This is a genomic window from Rhizobium sp. BK316 (genome assembly GCF_014193695.1).
In the GTDB taxonomy this organism is placed as follows: domain Bacteria; phylum Pseudomonadota; class Alphaproteobacteria; order Rhizobiales; family Rhizobiaceae; genus Rhizobium.
The window spans coordinates 1813086-1839282 of sequence record NZ_JACHZR010000001.1 but is presented as its reverse complement, the minus strand read 5'-3'; the positions used below and the strand labels follow the sequence as shown (position 1 = coordinate 1839282).

The window sequence follows — 26197 nt, the reverse complement described above, 5'->3', positions numbered from 1 at the left end:
TCAGGCACTCCGCTTTCTGAGTGCCACGAGTGCGGCACCAACGAACACGACACCGAAACCGGCAAGGACGATGAGGTTGGGCCAGAGTTCGGCAAGGCCGAGACCCTTTGTGATGACGCCGACGCTCAGGGGCTGGTACCAGGCCGAGGGAAAGAGCAGCCCCATGAACCGCCCGCCCCCGGAGAGCGACGAGACCGGCACCAGCAGGCCGGAAAAATTCACGGCCGGGACGATCGCAACGATCGCGGTCGCGAAGATCGCCGCCACCTGGCTGCGCACGAAGCTCGAAACGAAGAGACCGAAGGCCGTCGTCGCGAGGATATAGAGGATCGAGCCTGCCGCAAGCAGCCCGATGGAGCCCTTGATCGGTACGTCGAAGACGAGGCGCATCATCAGTACCAGCATCAGGAAACTAACGAAGGCGATCGCCACATAAGGAAGCTGCTTGCCGAGCAGGAATTCGATACGAGTGACCGGCGTCGCCTGGAAATTGGCAATCGAGCCGGTCTCCTTCTCCTTGACGATACCGAGCGCGGTCATGATCGCCGGGATCAATACGAGCATCAGCATGATGACGCTCGGCACGATCGCATTGGCGCTCTTGAAATCCTGATTATAGCGGAAGCGGCTTTCGATATTGACGGGATAGAGCTGTTCGAAGCGGCCTGAGTGCCGCGCCGAGACATCGGCGAGATAGGAGGAGACGAGGCCGGAAACATAACCGCGCGCTGTCTCGGCACGGAACGGCATCGCGCCGTCGAGCCATACGGAGATCTCCGGCGCCTCCTGCCGCATAAGGTCGCGGCCGAAATCGGGCGGGATCTCGATGCCCACCATCAGTTCACCATCCTGCAGCCGAAGCTGCAGCTCCTCGGTCGAGGCAATCGGCGGCTGCTCCTGGAAATAACGCGAGCTCTGCAGGCTCTCCACCAGCTGCCGGCTTTCTGAAGATTGATCCTGATCGTAGACGGCGAAAGGCAGATGCTCGACATCGAAGGAGATGCCGTATCCGAACGTGAGCATCAGCAGGACCGGCCCGAGAAGCGCAAAGACGAGCCGCGCCCGGTCGCGCAGGATTTCGATCGTCTCGCGACGCGCATAGGCAAAGAGCCGGCGAGGGTCGAAGAGCCGGGTGGGCATGGCGGTGCCGCCGGCGAGCGCGGTGCCCCCCGCATCGGCCCCGGCGCCCTCGCCCATGCCCGCCTCGGTCAGCACCTCGATGAAGGTTTCCTCCAGCGTCGCCCCGCCCCGCTCGGCACAGAGTTCGGCCGGGCTGCCAATCGCCAGCACCTTGCCGGCATGCATCAGCGAGATGCGGTCACAGCGCTCGGCCTCGTTCATGAAATGCGTCGACAGGAAAATGGTGACGCCATCGCGCCGCGACAGCGTTATCAGTGATCGCCAGAAGGCGTCGCGCGCCACCGGATCGACACCGGACGTGGGTTCGTCGAGGATCAGCATTTCCGGCTTGTGGATGACGGCGGCCGCAAGCTGGAGACGCTGGCGAATGCCGAGCGGCAGGTCTTCCGGCCGCTGGTCGGCGAATTCGCCGAGATCATATTCGGCGAGCATCTCGCCGACGCGCCGGTCGATATCTGCCGCCGGCAAACCGAAAAGACGCGCATGCAGCCTGAGGTTCTGGCGAACGGTCAGCTCGCCATAGAGGGAGAATGCCTGCGACATGTAGCCGACGCGTTTGCGGGTCTCGATGTCGCCGGCCTTCAGCGGCTGGCCGAAGAGCCTTGCGACACCCTCGTTCGCCGGCAACAGTCCCGTCAGCATCTTCATCGTCGTGCTCTTGCCGCTGCCGTTCGAACCGAGGAAGCCGAAAATCTCGCCCTTCGCAATACGGAAGCTGACATGATCGACCGCGACGAAATCGCCGAAGCGGCACGTCAGGTCTTCCGTCTCGATTGCCGGCGGTCCGTCTGCGATCACGCGCGGCGTGACGATCAGTGGACCGCGATCCAGCTTGCCGGTATTCGGCATCAGCGCCGTGAAGGCCGCCTCCAGGGTCTGCTGCCGGGCCTGCCGCATGATATCGCCGGGGCTGCCGGTCGCGATCAGCCTGCCCGCGTGCAATGCGGCAAGCCAGTCGAAGCGTTCGGCCTCCTCCATATAGGCGGTGGCGACGATCACGCTCATCTGCGGCCGCCGCTCGCGAATGTGATCGACGAGCTCCCAGAACTGCCGCCGCGAGAGCGGATCGATGCCGGTCGTCGGTTCGTCGAGGATCAGCAGATCGGGATCATGCAGGAGCGAGGCGCAGATACCGAGCTTCTGCCTCATGCCACCCGAAAGCTTGCCGGCGGGCCGATCACGAAAGGGCAGCAAGCCGGTCATTCGCAATAGTTCGTCCATGCGTGCACGGCGTTGCAGACCGTCCTGGCCGAAGAGGCGACCGAAGAAATCGAGGTTTTCCGCGACGCTCAACGTCGGATAGAGATTGCGTCCGAGGCCTTGCGGCATGAAGGCAAGGTGGGCACGGGCGTCGCGACGATGGCGCCGATCGGCCATGTCGCCGCCAAGCACCTCGACATGTCCGTGCTGGATGCGGGTAATACCCGCCGCAAGACCGAGCAGCGTCGATTTGCCGACGCCATCGGGGCCGACCAGTCCGGCCATGCAGCCGGCGGGAACGGCGAGGTCGACACCATCGAGTGCGGCAATCCGGCCGTAACGATGCGTCACGACCGTGAAGCGAACGGCCGGTTCGCTCATTGCGGCAGCTTCACTTGCAGCTCCGCCGGCCAGGCCAACTTGGGATCGGTGCGGACATAGCCGATCCCCCTCACACCCGTCTTGACGCGCGATTCATAGTCCTTGAGCAGATCGGGGGCGATCTTCAGCTTCACCCTGAAAACCAGCTTCTCGCGCTCGTCCTGTGTCTCGACGGTCTTCGGCGTGAACTGTGCCTGCGAGGAGACGAAGGATACCGTTGCCGGCACGACATATTGCGGCGCCGGATCGAGAATGATGCGCGCCTCGTCGCCGATTGCCAAGGTGCCGGCGGCGCGGGCCGGCAGGAAGATCGTCATCGACACGTCGGAGAGATCGAGCAGCGTCGCGACCGGCGCACCGGCGGCAACGACTTCGCCGGTCTGCGCGAGCTTATATTCGACACGGCCCCGGCGCGGCGCCTTCAGCACGGCATCGTCGAGCACGGTTTGAATGCGCACCACTTCCGCCTGCGCCGCTTCCGTTGTCGCTTCCGCCTCGTCACGGCTTGCGAGCGCCGCCTTTTGTGCGGCCTCGGCAACGCTCAGCTGGCTGCGGCGCAGTTCGAGCTGCTGCATCGTGCCGCTGCCCGTGCTGCTCATCGATTGAGCGCGCTCGAATTCCTGCCTGGCGAGTATCAATTCGCTTTGGCGCTGGGCAATTGAGGCCTCGGCTTCGACCTGGCTCGTCTCGCTGCGGCGAACCTGGGCCTTGGCGCCAGCAAGCTGAGCATCGAGATCGGCCGTATCGATCCGGGCGATCGGCGCACCGGCATCGACGATCTGGCCTTCATCGACGAGGACATCGGCAAGCCGGCCAGCGAATTTCGCCGAAATCAGCACCTGCTGGGCCTCGATGCGTCCATTGGACATGGAGATATTTTCGGGCAGTCCTCGGCCGGTCATCTTGTTCCAGAGGGCCTCGAATCGAGCCGAGAAGACTGAGGAGCGATCCTGCGCGAGAACCGGCTGACCGAGGCCAAGGAGAAAAGCGGCGGAAACCAGGACACAAAGCTGATGCTTTCTCAATGACGGAGCCTCCAATCGAACCTGTGCGGACGTTGCCGATGTTCGTCCTTCTATTGGCAATCCCGTCCGCCATCCTTGACATATGTCATGAAGGACAGGGCAAGCATCTGCAGCGGTCGTGCCTGATCGAGGAACGCCGCAGGCGTATCGCCAGTTCAGAGGCGGCATGGAGTTTTTCAGGCAGCATCCGAACGGGCGCGCCCCGACCTGCGACGCCAGACACTTGTGTCTTGCGATGGATCAATGCGCCGGTGGGCGTGCCCTTCATCATCACGCCGGACAATCATTGCGAAAGGATGGAGATCATGACGAGCAAGATGATGAAGGCGGCGGTGGTGCGTGAATTCGGCAGGCCGCTTGTAATCGAATGCGTGCCGGTGCCAGTTCCCGGACCGGGCGAAATCCTGGTGAAGGTGGTCGCCTGTGGCGTTTGCCATACCGACCTGCATGCAGCCGACGGCGACTGGCCCGTCAAGCCGAGGCCGCCCTTCATTCCAGGCCACGAAGCGGCAGGCGTCGTTGCCGCCCTCGGCCCCGGCGTCACAGAATTCAAGGAAGGCGATGCCGTCGGCGTTGCCTGGCTGCACGACGCCTGCCTGCGCTGCGAATATTGCGAGACCGGCTGGGAAACGCTTTGCGAACACCAGCACAATTCCGGCTATAGCTGCGATGGCGGCTTTGCCGAATATGTCATCGCCTCGGCAGCCTTTGCCGCACGCCTTCCCGATGGCGTTAATTTCGCCGAGATCGCGCCGATCCTCTGCGCCGGGGTTACGACCTACAAAGGTCTCAGGGAAACCGAAGCCCGGCCCGGCGAATGGGTAGCGATCTCGGGCGTCGGCGGCCTCGGTCATGTTGCGATCCAGTATGCCAAGGCGATGGGCCTCAAGGTAGTCGCCCTCGATATCGCCGCCGCCAAGCTCGATCTCGCTCGCGAGGTTGGCGCCGATCTTGCGCTCAACGCGCTTTCCGAAGACGCGGTCGAAAAGGTGTTGAAGGCGACGAGCGGCGGCGCACATGGCGTGCTCGTCACCGCCGTCTCCCCGCCGGCTTTCTCGCAGGCGCTCTCGATGGTGCGCCGGAAGGGCACCGTCAGCCTTGTCGGGCTGCCGCCGGGCAACTTCCAGACACCGATCTTCGACGTCGTGCTGAAGCGCATAACCGTGCGCGGCTCGATCGTCGGCACGCGCCGCGATCTCGACGAAGCGCTTGCGTTTGCCGCCGACGGCCGCGTCCGGGCCGAGATCACCAGGGCGCCGCTCGACGATATCAATGATATCTTTGCCAGCCTGAAAGCGGGAACCATCGAAGGCCGGATGGTGCTGGATATCGCCGAAGAGAAAGCGGCGGGGGCGGCATGAGATACAGGCACGTCAATTTTGACGTTGATCAAGGCACGTAGCGTTCCGGTCGTTGACCTTGCTTCATTCTGGCGGATGGAGAGGCGCAGCTTTGGAAACAGGTGGCGATCGCCACATGGTTGCCTGTGCGGTTCTGCTCTTCGTGCTGCCGCCTGGACTGCATGCCGGAAGGGGGAAACGGCCGGTGCCAGCGCCCCTGCCCACCCTACGAGCTGGTGCCGTCCCTTTTCGCCAGGCCAAATGACAGGACGCTGCCCTCGTCCCCTCCCCAGCATCGGACCGGCAACCTATATCAAGGCGGATTCCAGTCCGCAGTATTCGCTGCCCTTACACGGAGACATGTATGAGCCAAGATCCATACGAGCTTCTGGGCGTGAAACGGGATGCCACCCAGAAGGACATTCAGGGGGCATTCCGCAAGCTTGCCAAGAAGCTCCATCCCGACCTGAACCCCGGTGACAAGAAGGCCGAGGCAAAGTTCAAGGAGATTTCTGCCGCCTATGAAATCCTGAGCGATGAGGAGAAACGCGGCCGCTTCGATCGTGGCGAGATCGACATCACCGGAGCCGAACAGGCGCCCCGCAGCTACTATCGAGACTATGCCTCCTCGAGCGGCCCGGGCGGCGCCTATCATAACGGCGCCGGCTTTGCCGATTTTGGAGACGCCGACGATCTCTTCGCAAGTTTCTTCTCGCGCCGCGCTGGCGGTGGCGGTGGCGGCGGCCAGTTCCGCGCAAAGGGCCAGGACCGGCGCTTCTCGATGGAGGTGGATTTCCTCGATGCCGTGAATGGCACGCAGAGCCAGGTGAAACTGTCGGACGGCCCGGCGCTCGACGTCAAGATCCCGCCCGGCACGCGCGACGGCCAGACGCTGCGCCTGCGCGGCAAGGGAGAACCCGGTTTCGGCGGCGGCCCGGCCGGCGATGCGCTGATCGACGTCCGCGTGCGCCCGCACCGTTTCTTCACCCGCGACGGCGACGACATCCGCCTCGATCTGCCCGTCACGTTGAGAGAAGCGGTACTCGGCGGAAAGGTGCGCGTGCCGACACCATCAGGACCGGTCAACCTGACGCTGCCGGCAAATTCCAGCAGCGGCAAGGTCCTGCGCCTCAAGGGCAAGGGTGTTGTGAAGCGCGGCGGCGACGCCGGTGATGTCTATGTGACGCTGAAGATCATGCTGCCCGAACAGCCGGACGAACAGCTGACCGCCTTCGTCAAGGACTGGGCGGCAGCCGACACACAGGATCCGAGAAAGAACATGGAGACCTGACCATGGACGATCGCGAATTCCGACTCTACCTCAAAATCGACGTGACCGAGCTCGATTTGTGGGTCGAGCAGGGCTGGCTGGCCCCCGATATTTCCGAGGGCCGGCGTCGGTTCCGGGATGCCGATCTTGCCCGCGCCCGCCTGATCCTGGACCTCACGCGCCAAATGGGCGTCAACGAGGCCGGCGTCGACGTCGTCATGGAGCTCATCGACCAGCTCCACGGCATGCGCGGCGCGATGCGCAGGCTTGTCGCGGCCGTGAACCGGCAGGAGGCCGAGATCCAGCAACGCCTGCTCCGCACGCTCGAAGAGCTTGACGATAGCGGCCGCTGATAGCTTCGTTCCGGACTTTCATGGCGATCAAGATCAGGCTTTGTACGGCATGGAGGATGGCGGGACGGGCAAGCCGGCTCACCTGTTCTGGCAGAGCTGGTTCTCCGCCCTGCCAGGAAACAGCGTTGCGCGGACTTCTGTTGATTATCCTCTCATGATTGCGGGCGTATTCAGCCAGCACCTGTCACTGCAAAAGATGACTACACCACTCTTGTTTTTCCTTGGGCAAGCAGGTTATACCGCGCGCGCCCTTAGAATCCCCATGTTGGGGGTTCGAAGAACAGGAAGTTCTCATGAGAGTTTTCAAGTCCCTCGCAGTTCCAGGTTTCGTCGCCGTGCTCGGCCTGATCGCAACACCGGTATTGTCCGCACCGACCACCTATCCGCTGACGCTCGACAATTGCGGTGCGAAGGTGACCGTCGCCAAGGCTCCAGCACGAGCCATCGGACTTGGCCAGAACAGCGCGGAGATCATGCTGCTTCTCGGTCTGGAAGACAAAATGGCCGGTACCGCATTCTGGCCGAGCAAGGTTCTGCCTGAGCTCGCCGAAGCCAACGCGAAGGTCAAGCTTCTGTCTGTCGAGTTTCCGACCTTCGAGTCGATTCTGGCGCAAGACCCGGATTTCGTGGCGGCGGCCTTGCCAAGCCTGATCGGCCCGACGAGCAAGGTCGCCAAGCGCGAGGACTTCGACAAGATCGGCATACCAAGCTACATTTCGCCGAGCACCTGCCTCAGCACCGAAAAGGTCAAAAACGAGTACGGCAGCCGCGACCAGCTCTGGAACATGGATCTGCTGTACAAGGAGATCGACGAGCTTTCGCAGATTTTTGACGTCGCCGATCGTGGCCAGGCGCTGATTGCCGACTTCAAGAAGCGTGAAGCGGCGTTGCGCGCCAGCGTGTCCAGGGATGGCAAGCAGCTTTCCTACGTCTTTTGGTTCTCCAGCCAGTCGCCTTCCGCCGATGCCTATCTCGGCGGCAAGAATGGAGCTTCCGGTTTCATCGCCGATCTTCTCGGCGGTAAGAATGCGATTACCACCGAAGCAGAATGGCCGTCCCTTGGCTGGGAAAGCATCATCGCCGCCAATCCGGATGTCATCGTCGTGGCCAATCTCGACCGCAACCGCTGGGAGCTCGACAAGCCGGAAGCCAAGATCAAGTTCTTGAACAGCGATCCTGCCGTCAGCCAGATGCCAGCGGTGAAAAACAAGGCAATCGTCGTCATGGACGGCCAAGCCATGAACCCGACGATCCGCACGATCTACGGCGCGGAACAGGTAGCCGAGCAACTGAAAGCACTCGGCCTGATCAAGTGACCGCCTCGAACCGCTCTCTGCAGCGGGCCGCCCCCTTCGGCCTCCTCCTGTTGGCCTCCCTTGTGGCGGTCGGTCTGGTCGTCGGCATCAGTGTCGGGATCGGCGACCTGCCGATCCCGCTGACCACGACGTTTGCCGCGGTCACGAACAGGCTGGGATGGACGGCGGTGGAACTCAACCGCATCCACGAGACCGTGATCTGGGATTATCGTCTCAGCCGCGCGCTCGTGGCCGCTTTCTGCGGCGCGGGACTGGCTCTGTCGGGTGCGATCATGCAATCGCTGCTTCGCAACCCCCTGGCCGAGCCCTATGTGCTTGGTATCTCCGCCGGCGCGTCCACCGGCGCGGTCACCATCATCATTCTCGGCGTTGGTGCAGGTGCGGTTTCGTTGTCGGCCGGGGCTTTTGCCGGCGCATTTGCCGCCTTTCTTTTCGTGGCGCTGCTGTCCAACGGCACGCGCGGCGGCGCCGACCGGACGATCCTCGCCGGCGTTGCCGCTTCGCAGCTCTTCAACGCCGCCACATCCTACGTGGTTACGACATCAGGCAACGCGCAGCAGGCTCGCGACGTCATGTTCTGGCTGCTCGGCAGCTTCGGCGGCGTGCGCTGGCCGGAGTTTATGCTGGTTTCTGTCATCGTCGGCTTCGGGCTTGTCGCCTGTCTGTTCTATGCCAGGGTTCTGGATGCTTTTGCCTTCGGTGATGAAGCGGCCGCATCCCTTGGTGTCAACGTCGGCAGGACCCGCATCGCGCTGTTTTCGCTGACCGCAATGATGACGGCGACGATCGTCAGCATGGTCGGCTCGATCGGCTTCGTCGGTCTTGTCGTGCCGCATGCGGCGCGCTTCGTCGTCGGGCCGCTCCATATCCGGCTTCTCCCAGCCTGCGCCATTGTTGGCGCAATCTTCATGGTGCTTGCCGACATCGCCTCACGCGCGCTCATCCCGCAGCAGGTCCTGCCGATCGGGGTCGTCACGGCGCTGGTTGGCGTCCCCTTCTTCTCCGTCATCCTTTACCGGTTCCAGCGCGCATCATGAGCATCAAAGCCGAAAACCTCGTCTGGAAAATTGGCAAGAAGACCATACTCGATGGCGTCTCCTTCGAAGCAACACCGGGAAAGATGCTCGGCCTTCTTGGCCCGAACGGTTCCGGCAAGACGTCACTGCTGCGGCTTCTTGCCGGCCTGAAGCGACCCAATTCCGGGCGCATCTGGCTCGACCGGAGGGACATAAGGGCCATCGGGCGTCGCACGATCGCGCAGCGCGTCGCCTTCGTCGAACAGCATGCGACGACCAACGCCAATCTCAGGGTCGTGGATGTCGTCGAGCTCGGACGCTTTCCGCACCGCTCGATGTTTTCCAGCTGGACGCTCGCCGACGATCAGGCTGTTGAAGAAGCGTTGAAGCGGGCCGGCATGTCCGCCAAACGGCATGATCGCTGGCAGAGCCTGTCCGGTGGGGAAAAGCAGCGCGCCCAGATCGCAAGGGCCTTGGCGCAGTCGCCGAAAGAACTGATCCTCGATGAACCGACCAACCATCTCGATATCCAGCACCAGATCAGCCTCATGCGGCTCGTCTCCAGTCTGCCGGTCACCAGCATCATTGCGCTGCACGACCTCAACCATGCGGCCATGTTTTGCGACGAGCTGATCGTCATGCAAAGCGGGAAGATCGTTGCGTCCGGTACACCGGCCGAGGTATTGACCGAAGAAGTCCTCAGGGATGTTTTCTCGGTGGATGCGCGCGTCGAAGCCTCGCCCTATCACGCCCGACCGCACATCCACTATCTCCGGTGACGACGCCGTGTCGATGAGGCACAGACGCGCATGGGAAGCCGCCAGCCTGCAGACCGATCACCCTTCACCTATCCGCCGCGATTTCAGCTCGCGCAGAGTTTCTTCAGTGCCTTCTCCACGCCCTTGCGAAGGGCGGCCGAAATCTCGGGTTCGAGTGCCGTGACAACGTCACCGAACTCACCGCCGGCCTCGACGATCTCGATCGAACTTCCGCTCATGACACAGGTGACGAGATTGGTCTGCAGGTGAATTCGAGCCTTTGCCGAAAAACCACCCTGAAGAGGGGCATCGTCCGACGTCCTGCAGGCGAGCGTTCCGAGTGCGCTTGCCTCGGCCAGATCTCCGATAACGCGGATTTCAAGCGTATCGACTTTAACGAAGTCGAGCTTGTCGATGCCCAATTCGACCTTCACACCCAAAACCGATTGCCTGACCTTCAATGGCTTGCAGGGCTGCGCGGCCTCGATCGCTCGTTCGAGAACATTGGCGGCGGATGCCGGTGCGCTCAAGAATGGTGTGGCAACAATGATCGCGCCGAACGCCACGCACCTCAGATGGTACCAACCGTTCCGGCATGTCGTGACCTGACGCTTCGTGTCGCCAAGCGAACCCGCCAGGCCAGATCCCGTCTGCGAACGAATTTCAAGATGATCGACAGGCATACTCTTCCTCAAATCGAAGTGTGTCTGGCGACATCAGAATACAGCGTCCCTATGCAAAGGGAAGAATGTTGCATCAGATCGTCCCCTGCGACGTCTTCCTGGGGCGGATCGAATACTGTCGACGGAGATAAGCCGCCGTTCGGCGAGATCGTCAGGACTGACACTCCCTGCACGCGAAGGGCAGGCGGGCAGAGCAATGCCGCGGGGTTCCGGCACTGTCTCCGCCCGTCCTCGACCGGCAAAGCCGGTCGATCTCCTTGACGTCTGTTCCATGTCTTCGCGGAGCGGCTAGACGGCGCCTGGGCATGCTTTCCGTCAACGCGTCATTGCAGGCTTCGGCTTCTTTTCCGTCCATTGCGGCGGAGCGCCATACTTCGAAGCGAGGGCACCAAGCAGCCCGGGTGCGCGGCCGAACGCATCGCAGGCAGCATATTTCGGCTTTCCGCCGAGCCAGGAGCGGGCGCGCTGTCTCGACGGAAGCGAAAGATTCAGTCCCTTCGGTTCCTTTCCGGCGATCAGCGCCCGTGAGAAATCGCCGGCAAATTTCGTTGCAAGACCATAGGCGTCCCCGACCTCGGAAACGCGCGGCTTGTCCTGAATGGAGTTTGCGCCCCGCGCCCACAGCATTGCGGCATTTTGCATTCCCGTGGCATCGAGTGCTTCGGCTTCGATCGCCAGGCCGCCAAGGCCGAAAGGGAGGCGCGGTACGCTCACAGGCAGGGCAAAGCCCGAACCGACGCTGACGACGGTCGCGACCCCGGCAGCTGCCTTGTTGGTCGGAACGATGTCGGCAACAACCGAACGCACGGTCAGATCCGCCGGCTGGCCGGCCGGGACCATCTGGTATTTGTCGCTCAGCGCCACGCACAGCGCCCGGTCGAGAGCATTGGAAACCAGGGACCGGTCGGCCTCGGACCTGATTTTGGACGCGGCACTGAAGGAAAAGACGGTCGGGACGATGGCGACGGTCTTTACCCGCGCCAGTTGCTGCCCGTCGACGTAGAGCCGTTTCTTGGCGAGCGTCCCCTTCGACGGACCGAGATTGCTGTAGGAGGCGAGCGTTCCCGCCTCCTTGAGCGGCACGGCAGCACAGCCGGAAACGGTTACCGTTATCAGCAGAGCAATAACCCCCAGGAGCGATGCCCTGGATGAATGATTGAAAAATCGACGATTTGAAAACGAATTGCTGGGCATGTGTCTCGTTGGCTCCGGTCATGGCGATGACCGGACACTCGGGGGCAACAATTGCCACACAATTACGTGGTCCGCCGCTTGCTGCATTTTGGAGCTGGATCGATACCTTCGTTCCCGACGGACCACTTTCGATACCGACTTTTCCGCCATGGTTTCGGCAATCTGCGTGACAAGGCTAAGCCCCAGACCCGCGCACTGCTCTTCGGCACCACGCGGTATTCTCGACCTTGAGGATGGATGCGCGATCACTCGGCCCATCGATGATGGTTTGCTCTTTCGGGATTTCGCCCAGAACCTCGTAATGCTCCGTGGGATTAGAACGCTACTTGATGGCGCGCTGTTAAGATTCGCCCCAACTCCCCGAAAGCCATTAAGTGGTTTCCTGCTGACGGGATCCCATTCCGCAGGATCAGCAAAGGCACTCCCAGCAACGGCAAGATGAAACGCCCGATGGCTGGGAGCCAATGAGCGAGCCGGCAATTACCGCCGGATCTCGAACTGGGCACCGCGCGGAGGACCTCGATCGCGATCTCGGCGCGGACGCCGCGTCGTAAGAGGATTCCTGTTCCGCCATGTGCTTTTCCTTTCGTTTCTCTTTAATGCTCAGCCAATGACACCGCGAGAGCGATCGATGGCGCGCCGCCGGCGTTCCGAAATGATCTCGTGGCTACTCTGTGCCTGGACCGCTTGCTGCAGGACCTGCAAGCGGTCCTGCATCGCCTCGAACGCGCGACGCTGTGCCGGCGACACGCGGTTAGGCGCATAATTTCCATTGAGAATTGAGCCATGTGAACCTTCCCCCCAACGCGGAGAGCGACGGTCTCGGCCGACCCCTTCTGCGGGGAGAACCCCGCAACACCCCCATTGGCGGTGAAGGCGGATAGTGTACGCCATCAAGACACACGATCTTGAAAAGATCGACATAATCGCGTACATCTTGAACATGTACAAATTGCGAGGAAGACGGAGATGCCCCAGGCTGCCATAGATGACAACAAGCGCATGAATTTGCGGGTTTCGCCGGAAACGAAGGCTAAGCTCGTGCGCGCCGCCGCGCTGCGCAACACCGACCTGACCAACTTCGTTACGCAGACCGCCTTGCGCGAAGCCGAAGCTGTGATCGAGGCGGCCGAGGTCGTTCGTCTGACGGCGCGCGATCATGCGCGCGTGCTCGAACTGCTGGAAAATCCGCCCAAGCCCAACGCGAAGCTGCGGGCAGCGATGGCGGCGTTGCCCGACACTCTATGACGCTGCCCGCCTGGAGAGAGGAAGCAATCGCGAAATCGCACGGTCGCCAGTCCTTCGACTGCGGCGATCCGGCGATGAACGATTTCTTCCGACGCTACGCCCGTCAAAGTCACGAACAGAACGCCTCAAAGACCTTCTGTGCAATCGACGCCTCTACGCCCAACCGCGTGCTGGGATTCTACACTGTCGCCCCTTCCTCCGTGGCGCACGCAGGCGTGCCGGCGTCGATGACAAAGGGGCTGACCCAACACGAAGTTCCTGGCTTCAAGCTGGCGCGGATCGCAACCGATGTCTCCGTCGCGGGCCATGGTTTGGGCGGCCAGCTCCTCGTCGCCGCGGCGCTTCGCTGCCTCCGGATCGCGTCCGAGGCTGGGGGCGTGCTGCTGATTATCGACGCCAAGGGCGAGCGCGCGGCCCAATGGTATGCCAGCTATGGGGCCGAGCCGCTGGAGAACCACCCGTTCACGCTCGTCATGCCGCTTGCCACCTTCGCCGCCGACCTCAAGACCAAGGGCCTTCTCTGACGGTCGTTCGCAGTTTCGTTCTTTCAGGGTTTGCTAATGCGACCGACCGTACTTCATCCAGAATTGAAGCCTCGCTATGCAGCGACACGACCTGGGTGCGGCTGCGCGGCATACCCCATGCGAGCACCAATCCGCCGTATGACGGCGTCGATGTTGGCGAGGAACATTGCACGGTCCTCAACCGGCAGATAGGTCAGATCGATATCGACCGACAGGCGAGGAAGATCTCTGACGAAGACATTGATGGCCGTGCCGCGCTTCAATGCGAAGACATCCTCCTCAGCAACGAGTGGCAGAACCCGAACGAGGAGACTGACTTGCGCGCGGTAAGCTTCAGACGCCGGCGTCGAGTGCCGCCGGCACAGTGATCTGATACTTACTGTCCAGTCGACCGCCGACCACGATCTGACGCTTGCCATGACCGAGGTCGATACGTTTGAGATCGAGCCGGCCGAAGTAGGCATCAGTCCGGTAGTGCGGCAATCCTCATGTGTTTGATGCGCGCAGCGAGTCTTTTCCTTTCGCGTTGCGGCAGCACTACATGCGGAAAAACAAATCCGGTCATGCTTCCGCAATTGTCGGAGCCCATATGGAAAGACATCCAACCTGAACCGGCAGGGCACGACCTCATCCGCCCTCAACATCTGGAACAGAGCAATGGCTTCAAAACGAACGACAGGATCAGCTGCGGCGCTGGTGGTTGTCGAATCCATTCAAACTGCCGTCCTGACCTTTGATGCTGCCAGTGCGAAACCCGGCACCAGGCAATGGCCGGTCATCCTCATCGTCAGAAGGAACAGAAAGATCGTTCATACCCGGGCCAGCAAGGTGCCGATGGTCGAGATGAAAAGGCGTCCCGTGCGGTTCGAACCGGCAAGACGGGTCGGTGAGCACCCATGACGCGCAAGACCATTGCTCGTGTGCTCGCAAACCTGTTCTTCGTGACGATCCTGTTTGGTGCGCTGCTCGGCGGTCCGATCCTGATGCTCATTTTGGTTTCAGAGCGGCTTGCGCTGTGACCATGTCTAAACCGAGGTGGGATATTCTCGGTGCGCGGCGGTTGTGCCGAGCTACGCTGCTGCCGATATACCGTATGATCCCACCGCGTGATGATGATGCCGAGATATGGCCGGCGCCCTTAACAAATCAAAATAAATCTCATGATGACATTACCGAACGCGTTGGAGAATATCGCAACAACATCACCACCGGCAGACGGGCATGGCCACGTTCCCCCAACTGAATTTAATCCCTCGATCGCGACCTGCCATTTGAGGGTCAAACCAATCCAAAGGAATACATAATGCGCACAGCTCGCTTACCAAGCGACCGCTCCCCTTGCCGATTTTTGATGCCATTGATCGTCCTTGCGGTTTTCGCCGGCGCACCGGCGCGAGCCGAAGAACCTCTTTCCAGCGTAATCGCCGACGGCAAGCCGTGGGAAATGATCGTCGTCAAACGAAAGGCCTCAAACATCCTCGTGTTCCGTCCGGATGGCGGCGGAACAATCAGTGATAGTCTCGTGAGCATAAACCCGACGTGGAGGGCCGCTCCAGGCGGGATTTGCATAAGGCCGCGACCGGAAGAGGCTGAAAAATGCCTTCAACTGACCCGGACCAAGGCCGGCATCGAAGCATCGCAGAACGGCAAGACCGTTTGGGTGCTGAAGCGATGAAGCACACTCGGGCAATCCGGATTTCGGTGCTGATGGCGGGACGGAGCGCGTCGCCATTGGCGCTCCATTCCGTCGACCGGAACCGGCGAAACCTGCCAGGGATGTTGGGATGAGGACAGATACGCTCGCATCGTTCCCGACGCTTCCGGTGCACGCTCCAGCTTCCGAAAACCCAGAGGCGAAAGCTAGGATTACATCATTTCGATTCTCTATCTATGGTTGCCACAACAAAGAAAATCACGTAAAAATTACGCGTGCGAAACATCAGGTGAGCCGTTACGATGGACACGATTCCTACCGAAGGCTTTGATGCGGCTTTGACCTTGACCGATCCCCTTGACCATCTGCCGGCAGCCAAGCGGCGCGAGCTTGCCCGCGTGCTTGAAATCATCTTTGCCGAGGTCGAGCAGTTCCGTGCCACCAAGCTGTCGGCCAAGCGGGCCAATAGCCAGGTCCTGAAGGTTATTCTCTACGGATCCTATGCGCGCGGCGACTGGGTGGAGGACCGTTCGAGCGGTTACCGCTCCGATTACGATATCCTTGTTATCGTCAATTCCGAGGCCTTCGCGCAGGAGCAGGAATTGTGGCTTTCGCTCGACGAGCGGCTATTGCAGGAGCAGATCGCCCACCGGATCGAAACACCGGTCATCCCGATCGTCCACAGCCTGCATGACGTCAACGACCAGCTCTCACGCGGCCGGCCCTTCTTTGTCGATATCGCCAGAGACGGGAAGGTCCTCTACGAGGAAGAAGGCCATCCCCTCGCCCACCCCAGACCGCTCACCATGGAAGAGGCGAAAGCTGAGGCGCAGAAAAATTTCGAACGATGGTACCAGCTGTCGCAGGAGGCACTCGTTGGAGCCGAACTGATGCTCGAGCGAAACATCTGGCGGCACGGTGCCTTTATGCTGCATCAGGCGGTTGAAGAAGCATATCATTGCCTCCTCCTTACGCTAACCCTCTACAGCCCCAAGTCGCATCGCATAAAAGTGCTGCGTTCGAAGGCCGAAGATCTCGACAAAAGATTGGTCGATGCCTGGCCGCGAGACAATCGCATGGCCCGTCGTCGTTTCGAGCTTCTCTCCCGCGCCTACGTTGAGGCACGCTATTCGCCGAACTATGCGATTACTACCGAGGAGCTTGGATGGCTGGCGGAACGAGTGCGGGCACTGCAGGCAGCAGTCGCATCAATCTGTGAGGAACGCCTGCTCGGACTCCCGCCGAGCGAAGGTGATGGGACACTGCCAAAGAATTAACGATTACGCGCTCGAGCCGACTGCTCAAACGATATTATCGTCAGATTTGTGCCAGGCCCGACCGATATAGCCAGTGGCACTGTTTGAGTTCTTGGTATTTCCTAAAAAACAACGAAGATTCGGGTCTTTGTTGATCTCAGGAGCATCTATCCGGTAAGGGAAGCGATCAAATACGGATTCGGTTCTTTGCCACCGGCGGGAGACCCGAGAAAAAGGTAGAAATGCGCTACTTCATTACGGGAACGGCAGGCTTCATTGGCTTTCATCTGGCCCGCCGACTGCTGCAGGATGGGCATGAAGTAACCGGCTTCGACGGACTGACACCCTATTACAATGTCAGGCTGAAGGAGATGCGCCATGCGGCACTGGCGCAATATCCTGCCTTCCGCCCCTTCATCGCCATGCTCGAAGACAAGGCAGCGCTGGAAACCGCGGTCTTAGCGGCAAAACCGGATGTTCTCATTCATCTGGCAGCACAAGCCGGAGTGCGCTACAGCATCGAAAACCCGCAGGCCTATCTGCGTTCGAACATCGAGGGCTCCTGGAACATTCTGGAGCTGGCGAGCCGCATTGACCTGCGTCATCTCATGCTTGCCTCGACCTCATCGATCTACGGCGCAAATCCGACCGTCCCCTTCCACGAAACCGACCGTGCCGACGAACCATTGAGCTTCTATGCCGCCAGCAAGAAGTCGATGGAGCTGATGGCGCACAGCTATTCGCATCTCTACAAGATTCCGACCACGGCCTTCCGCTTCTTCACCGTCTATGGCCCGTGGGGCCGGCCGGACATGGCCCTCTTCAAATTCGTCAAGAACATGATCGAGGGCAAGCCAATCGAGATCTACGGCAAGGGCAATATGAGCCGCGATTTCACCTATATCGACGATCTGGTTGAAGCCGTGGTCAGGTTGTCAGACGTCATTCCGTCAGAAGGCAACCGCGTTACTGACAACGGAATTGAAACCCTTTCGCATAAGGCGCCCTTCCGGATCGTCAATATTGGCGGCGGGCAACCGGTGAGCCTCATGGACTTCATCGAGAAGGTGGAGAATGCGATGGGGCACAAAGCAAAACGCGTCATGCTTCCCATGCAGAAAGGCGATGTGCCGCGCACCTTCGCGAGCCCCGATCTTCTCCATGCCCTGACAGGCTATCAGCCGAACACCCCTTTAGAAACGGGCACGAGGGCTTTCGTCGAGTGGTATCTGGAAGCCAAGCAAGGACTCGGCGCGATTGATATATAAGCTGCTGATGGCAGTTACGATGCACCAATCCGCTTGAGGCAATAAGAAAAGTGAGCATCCGGCTCGAGTGTCAGAAACTCGAAGCGCCAGCCATATTCGACGCAGAACTTGTTGACCGCCTCGACAACCCCGTAGATCACGGGTTTGACGGTGTTCCCCGTGCAGAAATCGTGCCCGGCAATCCGGCCATCCTGCTTCACCTTCCGGTTTGCGAGCAGCAACTCGTCCCATGTCAGCGCAAAGGAATGATCGGTATCGATATAGATCCAATCGATGGTCTCGTCATCGAACTGGGACAGCATATCGAGCGACGTGCCCTGTCGAATCATAACGCGACCTTCGGCGATCTCGGATCCGAATTTGTGATTGATGATTTCGAGACCTTCGGAATAGCGGTCCATATTCCAGGGATCAACGAGGTTGAGCTGCTGTGGCTGGTTGCGCGCCAGGATCTGCTCACTAAAGGCGCCCTCAGCGACACCCAATTCAGCGACGATCCCACCTTTCGGTAAATTGTCGAGAAGCTTGCCGCGATCGGGCAGCAATCTGGCATGCTCGGTGTGGACGTAATCCAAAAAGGTCCGGGGGGTGCTTTGCCGAAGGGCCGCTCGCTGCTCTCGCGTCGTCATTTTCGCTCCGATTTTTTTCAACCGCACCTCTACAGAGAATGCCCGCTATGGGGAAGAGCAGCGCTTCCAAGCAAATTGCGCAAAAACTCAAAAAGAGACTTGCGGTTCTTTCTCAATATCGTTAGAGACGCTGCACCGAACGATGACACAGAGCATCGAGGGCGATTAGCTCAGTTGGTAGAGCGCCTCGTTTACACCGAGGATGTCGGGAGTTCGAGTCTCTCATCGCCCACCATTCCCTTGAAATCCAAAGTCTTCTAGCCTTGAATTTGGTACGTGAGCCATTCATCCAATGCAGAGGTCGAGGCGGCGCTAAAAGTCCTGAAGGGGAAGAGTTTTCTTTAGTCCTCGGTGCCCGCTTTACTCCTTGCCGATGAGAACATAACCAGAACTTCTAAAACGCACCGCGGAAAGATGACGGCAATGGACACCATGCCGAACGATATCTCGTGGGAAGCCGACAGCTCGATGAGCATCGGAACCTACTTCGGCGGCGATATTCGATACGGCCTCTGAGGATCTGTACGAGAGATCCCGCGACCAGGGCTACGCCCTCTAATTTTCGGTTCGCCCAGGCGGATGGGCCGCGCGGTGACCTCCTTGTTAACCACCGAAGAGCGCTGCGCGGCTGCATAACGAAATGTCCTCCGACCATCGGCCGAAACAAGCGTGGCTCGAAACCTGGGCCGACGAAGCAGGATTTCTGCGGTTATGACGGGGGAGGCGATCATCGGCCGATCCGGCTGGACACCGGCACAGCAAACAGAACCGACCTGAGGCGCTAGAACGGCGGATTTGCGTGTTGGGTCCGACACAGAATTACGTCGCAGCGGCGCTGGGCAGACTCCGCGCGGGAGGCTTCCCGAGCGGCCGAGGCGCACTACAACAAGCTGAGAGAGGCCCATTTCAGATAAGCGATCGCATGGCCTTCAACCACTGGCGCTATTTTCCGAACTTGGCTTGTCTGTGTTGGGAGGACCGGATGTCTTAAAGAGCGCCACGATCCTTAGAACCAGCCTTGTCAGTGTAGGAGCGCCTCACGAGAACTCCGAACTTTCACTGAATGCAGCTGCAAATGCAATCGATGTTCTTGAAGCCGGATCGCACCTCCGACTCAAGGCCCGTTTGCCGGCACCCGAGGTTGGTGACCCACTCGCCAAGCTCGGCGGTGATGGCATCCGCATAGACACGGTGGGCATCATTGTTGTTGCTCATGTCGTCTGCCATCCTTGTTCCTGCCCTCTCAATGCCATGCAGTTTCACCGGCGCACTCGCCTCGGCATGCTGAAGGAAAAGGCCGCACAAAGAACGATCCGGATGATTGCGAGAAACGGCCGGAGCATTGTCGAGGTTTCGCCGTTTGAACATTGGGCTGTATGGCAAAGGGTCTGGCCCATCCTCTGCTGCCGGCAGAATCCCCACCCGCCCCTTCAGATCTGTCCGTAGCCAGCTTTTCAACCCCATGGTGTTTTTCTCCGTCCACCGTCGAGTTGAGATATCGCTGCGAAGTTCTGCAGAGCGCTTCGCTTAAGCGGTATCTAATATCTACGCTTGCAGCGAGAGTTAGCATTTGCGATAACAACGTGCAGTGGCGTTCGTCGAGCACAGCTGAATGCAATTTGTTACGCACCTTTGGGAGACATCGTGGCAGATCTAGCAATTTATCTTCCTCGTCCAGCGACCGGCGTATGGACTTGGTACAAGCAAGGCGGAGACGTTCTTGCCTTCATCGCGATCTCCCTATCCATGGCTATCTTCATTGGGCAGGAACAAATCATCTCGCGCGGCGATGTTGTCTATTGGCTAGTTGTTGGTCCCAGTCTTTTAATGCCGTTGCTTCGCTTCAGGCAGACACTCGAGAACCTGCTTTTCGGGAAGGCGCGGCCAATAGCCTTTTTCGGAATTGTCAGCGCCGTCTGGTTAATGATCCAGCGGGATTTTGGAGCCGTCCCACCAATCTTTCTGATCGTGTGGGTCGCAGGATGGGCGTGCCGAGATGAGGTGAGAATCAGCGCCCGAGCGCTTCTCGCTCTGGCCTTGATATTCTACGGCGCCGGCTGCATCTCCTTTTTGATGCAGCCTTCCTATGAGGATCACCCGTGGCTGATGCAGCCACTAGATCCGCCTGAAGCTGCCGAAGGGAGTAGTTCTGAACTTGCTTTGCCCGAACAAGATCGAGATGGGTTAAACATCAACGCGTGGGGTATTTTACCGAATCAAACTGCAGTCGCATTCCAGCCGTGGCGCATCTCGGCCACTCCAAACATCGCCACATCTGGAATATTCTCGCTCATGATCCTCCTGGTGATTGTCAGACGCTTCCGTCCAAACCCGTTGGAGGTCGCGACGGCGGCATCCGCACTCTACTTCGCGACATTGTCATTCGTTCGAGCTGTTTTCGTAAGTTTTGCACTATTCTCCGCAACAATAGCAATAATGAGCCTATTGCCGCAGCGCCCGCGCCTCAGAGTTGCTGTTGCGCTTTTTATGACCATCGGAATTACCATCCTGGTTGCCTTATCGCCAATCCTCTTATATGCGCTGCAAGACTGGAGCATCGTGTCCCGAATGTTTCTTCGCGGACAGGCCGGCATGTCTGTCGCGGATATATATCGCCAGATGTACCGTCCATGGCTATGGAGCGAGCATCTGAAACTGTTCTGGAGCAGCCCTTACCTTATGGGTCAAGGCAGTGAATTAGCGGTTAGCGCGCTCAAGAATATTATCAACGCAGGACAGATGCGGTCGGACTCCGTCTCATTCCTCACCCGCATGGTGGCGACATACGGCATCCCCGCTTTCGGGATCATCATATTCTTGATCGAGCGGTGCTATAGCCACGCCAAAGAGAACGACATTTGGGGTGTCGCAGTCCTGTCCGTAATGGTGTGGCTTATGATGAGTTGGGGCAGTATCTTCCACCCCAGCAACGGCATGTTCGCCCTCGCATTCCTTTTCATCAGTAACGGGTCTCAAGTCTTCTCATGCAGCAAAGCATGCGGAGACGAGGAACAACGCTTATACAAAACGGAAACCTAGCCGGAGGACGATTATGGTTCGCATCTCTGCTATCGCTGTCGTAGGTGCCTGCGTTGTCGGCCTCATGTTAGCATTGACCGCCGACATAGGCGAACCAATTCAGTGGCCCGAAATTCACGCCCCAAAAACAGGCCGGCTCGTTAACGTGGTGCCTGCCCTCGATACACCTTCTGAATCGCCTTAAACGGAGACATCATTGAACTCCTCGGAACCTTGCCCGCCTGTCGAAGTTGAGAGCAAGGATTGCGCAGCAATGTATTTCGCATACTGCTCGCCCCGGCCGGGGCGTGCGATCCACTCCCTGTTAATTCCCCCAGAGACTAGCCCGCTTCGGCGAGCTTTTTTTGCCGACGCCGGCGGCCGTCACGAGCTATTTAATGCATGGTGTGCTGAGCAAAGCGTAGACTCTCCAAGAGAGCGCTCAACTCGTCGATACGACTATCCCTGTTGAAATCCTTTTCGCTGAGCATAAATCCATTGCGACCCATCTGAGACCGATCGTGATTACTCATGCTCATCATCTTGAGCACAGACTCAGCTAACGCTGCCCCGTTGCCCGCGGGAGAAGCGAGTCCAGCACCGGCGCGGCTTAGGACATCCGCGCCCTCACCATTTAGCATGGCAAGGATGGGTAGCCCTTCGGCAAGATACGATTGCATTTTTCCGGGAATAGTCATCGCGAAAATCGGCTCTGCTTTCAACGAAACGAGCAATGCATCGGCATGCATGTAAAAGGATCGCATCCGCTCAAGCGGAAAACGGCCCGGAAGCAGAACGGAATCTTGTAATTGGCGACGCTCTACTTCCTCGCGGACCCAAGAAGCCATCCTTCCGTCACCGACAATGATCCAGCGAACCGCCTTGTTATGTTTCAACGATTCCGCAGCATCGAGAACGGCGCCGAAATCTTGAGCCTCCCCAATGTTCCCAGTGAAGACAATGGTGAATTTTTCTCTATCCGCAGGAATTTCGGAAGCTGGCTCCTCCTCAATATTGCGGTCAACTTTATCGGCCCAGCTTGGAAAATAGGTTATTTTGTCTGGCAATTGATCGAAGCGAGCAATTTCGGGGATGAAGCTGCGTGATTGTGCAAGTATCAAATCGCAACGGTCATAGATGAATTTGACGATCTTCCCGACTTGCTTCAGAACGAATTTAGAGCGAACGACGCCGGTGGCCTCCAGGCTCTCAGGCCACAAATCCAATACCCAAAAAGCAACTGGTGCTTTTTTCAACCACCGCAGAACTATTGCGGGAAAGCCAACAGAAATAGGCGACGGTTCGAAGACGAATATTGCGTCAAACTTCCTCCCCCGCAGCTTGAACGCGCCAAAAAAGGAGCCACAGAGCGCGAAGCTTGCATAATTCAATAACAAAGTGATCGCCCGCACGCCCCTTGCTAACATAGGCACCCTGACAACCGGAATCCCGTTATAGCTGGCGAATGCGGAAGGATCCTGCAGATATTCTGGAAAGATTTTGCCGGAGGGATAGTTGGGTTTTCCAGTCAGCACGGTGACCTCATGCCCGCGATCAACGAGGCCAGTCACAAGATCGTTGATCCTAAACCCTTCCGGCCAGAAATACTGTGTGACGACGAGGATCTTCACAGCGGTCCGGGCTACTCAGCCGTACGCCAGACGACACGATTCACGTAATCCGTATAGCTATAAATGATCCTGACAACCTTGTCGGCGACATTTGGCATGCTGTAGTCAGACACAAGTCTGAACGCCCGACTTGTGGACGAGTGCTGTGCTTCAACCACATCGAGCGCCTGCAGAATTCGAGTTTGCGACAGCCCCGTCATAACTACGGCGGTCTCCTCCATTCCTTCAGGCCGCTCATGCGCCTCGCGAATATTCAACGCAGGAAAATTGAGAATTGATGCCTCTTCACTGATCGTGCCGCTATCAGACAATACGACGCGCGCATTCTGCTGAAGGTTGACGTAGTCAAAAAAGCCGAGTGGCTTTGATATATTGATCAGAGGGTGAAACGGGAGTCCGGCCGCGTCGATGCGCTTTCGCGTTCGTGGATGGGCGGAGACGATCAACGGTATGGCATAGCGCTCCGCAACTGCATTCAAGACCTCAACCAGTTTTTTAAAACTGACTTCGGGCTCAATATTTTCCTCTCTGTGAGCGCTCACCACAAAATATCCCCGCGGCTCCAATCCAAACCGGCTCAAGACATCAGACTTTTCAATTGAAGGCATATAATGATTGAGAACTTCATACATCGGGCTGCCCGTCTTTATCACACGGTCGGGCGGCAAGCCTTCGCGCAGCAAGTATTCGCGCGCGATGGTCGAATAGGTCAGATTGATATCGGCGGTATGATCAACAATCTTGCGGTTGATCTCCTCGGGTACGCGCTGATCGAAGCATCGATTTCCGGCCTCCATGTGGAAAATCGGGATCTTTCGCCTTTTTGCAGCAATCACGGACAGACAACTATTGGTATCCCCTAAAACCAACAGGGCTTCGGGCCGGACGGTCTCCAGGACGTCATCGCAGGTAGCGATAATCTTTCCAATGGCCTCGGCCGCGTTCTTTCCTGCAGCGTTCAAGAAATGGTCTGGTTTGCGAACACCGAGATCGTTGAAGAATATCTCGTTCAATTCGTAGTCGTAGTTTTGCCCAGTATGGACGAGTATATGATCACAGTGCTCGTCCAATTTGGCGATGACGCGCGACAACCGGATAATTTCGGGTCTCGTCCCTACAACCGTCAGAACTCTCAATTTCTTCTCTGGCATTTCAGACCTGCTTGACGATTGTATCTGGCTTTTGCGGATCGAAGGTTTCGTTCGCCCATAATAGGACGATCATTGTGTCTCTGCCGACATTGGTAATGTCGTGTACCCAGCCTGGGACAGTCTCGACAATACGAGGAGTGCTGCCGTCAGTGAAAAGCTCCGCCGTCTCATTGCTCAAGACGTGGCGGAACCGAAACTGCGCCTTGCCTTGGACAACAAGAAACTTCTCATTCTTTGTATGATGGTAGTGTCCGCCGCGGGTCACGCCAGGATGGGCCGTAAAGAATGAAAACTGGCCGGCATTTTCCGTCCGAAGCATTTCTGCAAACTCGCCCCGCGGATCGCGGTGAGTGACGAGATCGTATGCGAAATGCTCGGGCTTCATGAATGAAAGGAACGTGGCATAAAGAGCTCGCTGCAGCCCGTTGCCGACCCCGCCGGGAGTCAGTGTCTCTCGACTGGCCTTGAACGCCTCCAACTGTTCTGCCAGTTTCCCAACGGTTGTCGAATACACTGGCTCAACAGTCGCGTATCCGCTTGTAGGCAGACCGTTCTCCAAGCGATCGATGAAGTCTGCAACCAAATCATCGATGTAGACTAGATGGATCACTGCTTCAGGATCGTGGATCGCAATCGGCTCGCCATTAATAATATTGTGACAGAATGTCGCCACTACAGAATTGTAGGCAGGCCGGCTCCATTTGCCAAAGACGTTCGGCAGACGATAGATGGCGTATCTCCCACCCGATCTGCTGGCATAAGCACGAATGACCTCTTCTGCGTCGTGTTTGCTGCGTCCGTAAGGGTTGTCCCTCATGGCCTGGATCGATGAGGTGTAGATGATCGGAATTGCGGTTTCGAGGGACTCGAGCGCTTGGCACAGACGTTCCGTCAGACCGACATTGCCGCTCTCGAATTCAGTATCATCTACCGGCCGGTTGACCCCGGCGCAGTGAAAAACCATAGAGGTCCCATCGAGTACGCTTGCCATTTTTGCAACATCAAAATCTCGGGCGAGCTCTCTGACGCCGAAACCCAGTTCTCGAAGCCGCACAGCCAGATTTGCGCCGATAAAGCCGTTTGCACCGGTGATGGTAACTGTCGCACTCATACATCAAACCTTACCGGTTTGCCTGCCCGCATCTGTTCGACGAAGCTGAGCTTATGCAACAGCTTGATCATGCCGTCGACATCCAACCGTGTCGTCGTGTGTGAATTGTAATCCTGGCTTTCGGAAATCTTCGCCTCGCCCTCTTCGACATATTTCGCGTAATTCAGATCCCGAAGGTCGGGTACGACGCGGAAATAATCGCCAAGATCCTCCGCCGAGGCCATCTCTTCGGCGCTTAGAAGCGTTTCATAGAGTTTCTCGCCGTGGCGGGTTCCCATGACATGCACGGGATGGGACTGCATATTCATGATCGCCCTGATAGCTTCCGCAAGTACCCCAATCGTGGCTGCCGGCGCTTTCTGGACGAAGATATCACCGTTGCTGCCACGCTCGAATGCATAGAGAACAAGATCGATGGCATCATCGAGCGTCATCATAAACCGCGTCATCGCGGGGTTCGTGATCGTCAGCGGCTTTCCCGCCAAGATCTGCTCGACAAAAAGCGGAATAACCGATCCGCGGGAAGCCATGACATTGCCATAACGAGTGCCGCAGATGACGGTGCCGTTGTTGAGATTTCTCGACTTGGCAACCATGACCTTTTCCATCAACGCCTTGGAAATTCCCATGGCGTTAATCGGATAGACCGCCTTATCCGTGCTTAGGCAGACAACACGCTTGACGCCGTTGGTGATAGCAGCCTCCAGGACATTTTCGGTGCCGAGCACGTTCGTCTTGACCGCTTCAAGCGGATGAAACTCACATGACGGGACCTGCTTCAGCGCTGCTGCGTGAAAGATATAATCGACGCCGCGCGTAGCGTTCAGAACACTTGAATAATCTCGCACATCGCCGATGTAGAACTTAAGCTTGTCATTATTGAACGCCTTGCGAACGTCATCCTGCTTCTTCTCATCACGGCTGAATATGCGGATCTCACGTATTTCGCTGTCCAGGAAACGGCGCATCACAGCATGGCCGAACGAACCAGTGCCACCGGTGATCAGGAGACAAGCGTCTGTAAACATCTC

General features: G+C 58.5%; 24 protein-coding genes, 1 tRNA gene and 2 pseudogenes. 15 read left to right on the top strand and 12 right to left on the bottom strand.

What is annotated here, in order from left to right; all coding sequences use genetic code 11:
- Positions 1–2721 carry a ribosome-associated ATPase/putative transporter RbbA gene (rbbA, locus tag FHT87_RS08290; protein WP_183800876.1) on the bottom strand — a complete coding sequence of 907 codons (2721 nt, stop codon included), beginning with the start codon at positions 2719–2721 and terminating at the stop codon, positions 1–3.
- On the bottom strand, positions 2718–3746 hold the full coding sequence (locus FHT87_RS08285) for an HlyD family efflux transporter periplasmic adaptor subunit (protein WP_183800873.1): 1029 nt from the start codon (positions 3744–3746) through the stop codon (positions 2718–2720). The genes rbbA and FHT87_RS08285 overlap by 4 nt, the downstream gene beginning before the upstream one ends.
- Before the next feature lie 305 nt (positions 3747–4051).
- Here FHT87_RS08285 and adhP point away from each other — a divergent pair, with 305 nt between their 5' ends.
- From adhP to FHT87_RS08255, 6 genes are all read left to right on the top strand, one after another.
- Positions 4052–5107, top strand: a complete 1056-nt coding sequence (adhP, locus tag FHT87_RS08280; RefSeq protein WP_183800870.1) for an alcohol dehydrogenase AdhP — start codon at positions 4052–4054, stop codon at positions 5105–5107.
- Positions 5108–5450: 343 nt separating this feature from the next.
- Positions 5451–6377, top strand: coding sequence for a DnaJ C-terminal domain-containing protein (locus tag FHT87_RS08275; protein ID WP_183800867.1), 927 nt, complete (start codon positions 5451–5453; stop codon positions 6375–6377).
- A 2-nt stretch (positions 6378–6379) separates the two neighbouring features.
- On the top strand, positions 6380–6709 hold the full coding sequence (locus FHT87_RS08270; RefSeq protein ID WP_183727086.1) for a chaperone modulator CbpM: 330 nt from the start codon (positions 6380–6382) through the stop codon (positions 6707–6709).
- A 293-nt stretch (positions 6710–7002) separates the two neighbouring features.
- Positions 7003–8025 (top strand): ABC transporter substrate-binding protein, encoded by a 1023-nt coding sequence (locus FHT87_RS08265; protein WP_183800864.1) that lies wholly within the window; start codon positions 7003–7005, stop codon positions 8023–8025.
- Positions 8022–9062 carry an iron ABC transporter permease gene (locus FHT87_RS08260; RefSeq protein WP_183800861.1) on the top strand — a complete coding sequence of 347 codons (1041 nt, stop codon included), beginning with the start codon at positions 8022–8024 and terminating at the stop codon, positions 9060–9062. Before FHT87_RS08265 ends, FHT87_RS08260 begins: the two co-directional genes overlap by 4 nt.
- On the top strand, positions 9059–9820 hold the full coding sequence (locus FHT87_RS08255) for an ABC transporter ATP-binding protein (protein ID WP_183727080.1): 762 nt from the start codon (positions 9059–9061) through the stop codon (positions 9818–9820). The genes FHT87_RS08260 and FHT87_RS08255 overlap by 4 nt, the downstream gene beginning before the upstream one ends.
- An 83-nt stretch (positions 9821–9903) precedes the next feature.
- On the opposite strand, the gene FHT87_RS08250 is transcribed toward FHT87_RS08255, so the two are convergent.
- On the bottom strand, positions 9904–10482 hold the full coding sequence (locus tag FHT87_RS08250) for a hypothetical protein (RefSeq protein ID WP_183727077.1): 579 nt from the start codon (positions 10480–10482) through the stop codon (positions 9904–9906).
- 315 nt (positions 10483–10797) lie between these two features.
- Positions 10798–11676 (bottom strand): DUF3313 domain-containing protein, encoded by an 879-nt coding sequence (locus tag FHT87_RS08245; RefSeq protein ID WP_183727075.1) that lies wholly within the window; start codon positions 11674–11676, stop codon positions 10798–10800.
- 969 nt (positions 11677–12645) lie between these two features.
- Here FHT87_RS08245 and FHT87_RS08240 point away from each other — a divergent pair.
- Positions 12646–12924: a DUF1778 domain-containing protein gene (locus FHT87_RS08240; protein ID WP_183727073.1), complete on the top strand. Its 279-nt coding sequence runs from the start codon at positions 12646–12648 to the stop codon at positions 12922–12924.
- Positions 12921–13448, top strand: coding sequence for a GNAT family N-acetyltransferase (locus FHT87_RS08235; protein WP_183727072.1), 528 nt, complete (start codon positions 12921–12923; stop codon positions 13446–13448). The genes FHT87_RS08240 and FHT87_RS08235 overlap by 4 nt, the downstream gene beginning before the upstream one ends.
- Positions 13449–13564: 116 nt before the next feature.
- Here the strand turns inward: FHT87_RS08235 and FHT87_RS08230 are convergent.
- Positions 13565–13813: pseudogene (locus FHT87_RS08230) on the bottom strand (nucleotidyl transferase AbiEii/AbiGii toxin family protein); the annotation flags it as partial.
- Positions 13782–13898 (bottom strand): annotated as a pseudogene (locus tag FHT87_RS31160) (type IV toxin-antitoxin system AbiEi family antitoxin domain-containing protein); the annotation flags it as partial. The pseudogenes FHT87_RS31160 and FHT87_RS08230, both read right to left, overlap by 32 nt.
- Positions 13899–14105: 207 nt before the next feature.
- Between FHT87_RS31160 and FHT87_RS08225 the strand changes: the two are divergent.
- From FHT87_RS08225 to FHT87_RS08210, 5 genes are all read left to right on the top strand, one after another.
- Positions 14106–14348, top strand: coding sequence for a hypothetical protein (locus FHT87_RS08225; protein WP_183800857.1), 243 nt, complete (start codon positions 14106–14108; stop codon positions 14346–14348).
- Positions 14345–14467, top strand: coding sequence for a hypothetical protein (locus tag FHT87_RS31395; protein WP_281411203.1), 123 nt, complete (start codon positions 14345–14347; stop codon positions 14465–14467). Before FHT87_RS08225 ends, FHT87_RS31395 begins: the two co-directional genes overlap by 4 nt.
- Positions 14468–14751: 284 nt before the next feature.
- Positions 14752–15123 carry a hypothetical protein gene (locus FHT87_RS08220; RefSeq protein ID WP_183727069.1) on the top strand — a complete coding sequence of 124 codons (372 nt, stop codon included), beginning with the start codon at positions 14752–14754 and terminating at the stop codon, positions 15121–15123.
- A 281-nt stretch (positions 15124–15404) separates the two neighbouring features.
- Positions 15405–16379, top strand: a complete 975-nt coding sequence (locus FHT87_RS08215; protein WP_183727067.1) for a HEPN domain-containing protein — start codon at positions 15405–15407, stop codon at positions 16377–16379.
- 221 nt (positions 16380–16600) lie between these two features.
- The gene (locus FHT87_RS08210) at positions 16601–17626 is read left to right on the top strand and encodes an NAD-dependent epimerase/dehydratase family protein (protein ID WP_183727066.1); all 1026 of its coding nucleotides are present in this window, start codon (positions 16601–16603) and stop codon (positions 17624–17626) included.
- A 14-nt stretch (positions 17627–17640) separates the two neighbouring features.
- Here the strand turns inward: FHT87_RS08210 and FHT87_RS08205 are convergent, their stop codons facing one another.
- A complete protein-coding gene (locus tag FHT87_RS08205) occupies positions 17641–18255 on the bottom strand; it encodes a class I SAM-dependent methyltransferase (protein ID WP_183727334.1) in 615 nt (204 codons plus the stop codon).
- Between the two features lie 159 nt (positions 18256–18414).
- On the opposite strand from FHT87_RS08205, the gene FHT87_RS08200 reads away from it, so the two are divergent.
- Positions 18415–18490 (top strand) — tRNA-Val (locus FHT87_RS08200).
- A gap of 821 nt (positions 18491–19311) precedes the next feature.
- Here FHT87_RS08200 and FHT87_RS08195 read toward each other — a convergent pair.
- The gene (locus tag FHT87_RS08195) at positions 19312–19719 is read right to left on the bottom strand and encodes a hypothetical protein (RefSeq protein WP_183727348.1); all 408 of its coding nucleotides are present in this window, start codon (positions 19717–19719) and stop codon (positions 19312–19314) included.
- Between the two features lie 180 nt (positions 19720–19899).
- Between FHT87_RS08195 and FHT87_RS08190 the strand changes: the two genes are divergently transcribed.
- Complete coding sequence (locus tag FHT87_RS08190; protein WP_183727064.1) at positions 19900–21294, top strand: hypothetical protein; 1395 nt, start codon at positions 19900–19902, stop codon at positions 21292–21294.
- Between the two features lie 374 nt (positions 21295–21668).
- Here FHT87_RS08190 and FHT87_RS31515 read toward each other — a convergent pair whose 3' ends face one another.
- Genes FHT87_RS31515 through FHT87_RS08170 form a run of 4 tightly spaced genes read right to left on the bottom strand, consistent with a single transcriptional unit; the run spans position 21669 to position 26194 of the window.
- Entirely contained in the window at positions 21669–22904 is a 1236-nt protein-coding gene (locus FHT87_RS31515; protein ID WP_183727062.1) for a glycosyltransferase family 4 protein, read from the bottom strand.
- Between the two features lie 11 nt (positions 22905–22915).
- On the bottom strand, positions 22916–24055 hold the full coding sequence (wecB, locus tag FHT87_RS08180; RefSeq protein ID WP_183727061.1) for a UDP-N-acetylglucosamine 2-epimerase (non-hydrolyzing): 1140 nt from the start codon (positions 24053–24055) through the stop codon (positions 22916–22918).
- Position 24056: 1 nt separating this feature from the next.
- On the bottom strand, positions 24057–25166 hold the full coding sequence (locus FHT87_RS08175; RefSeq protein ID WP_183727059.1) for an NAD-dependent epimerase/dehydratase family protein: 1110 nt from the start codon (positions 25164–25166) through the stop codon (positions 24057–24059).
- A complete protein-coding gene (locus FHT87_RS08170) occupies positions 25163–26194 on the bottom strand; it encodes a polysaccharide biosynthesis protein (RefSeq protein WP_183727057.1) in 1032 nt (343 codons plus the stop codon). Before FHT87_RS08170 ends, FHT87_RS08175 begins: the two co-directional genes overlap by 4 nt.
- Positions 26195–26197: the final 3 nt, after the last annotated feature.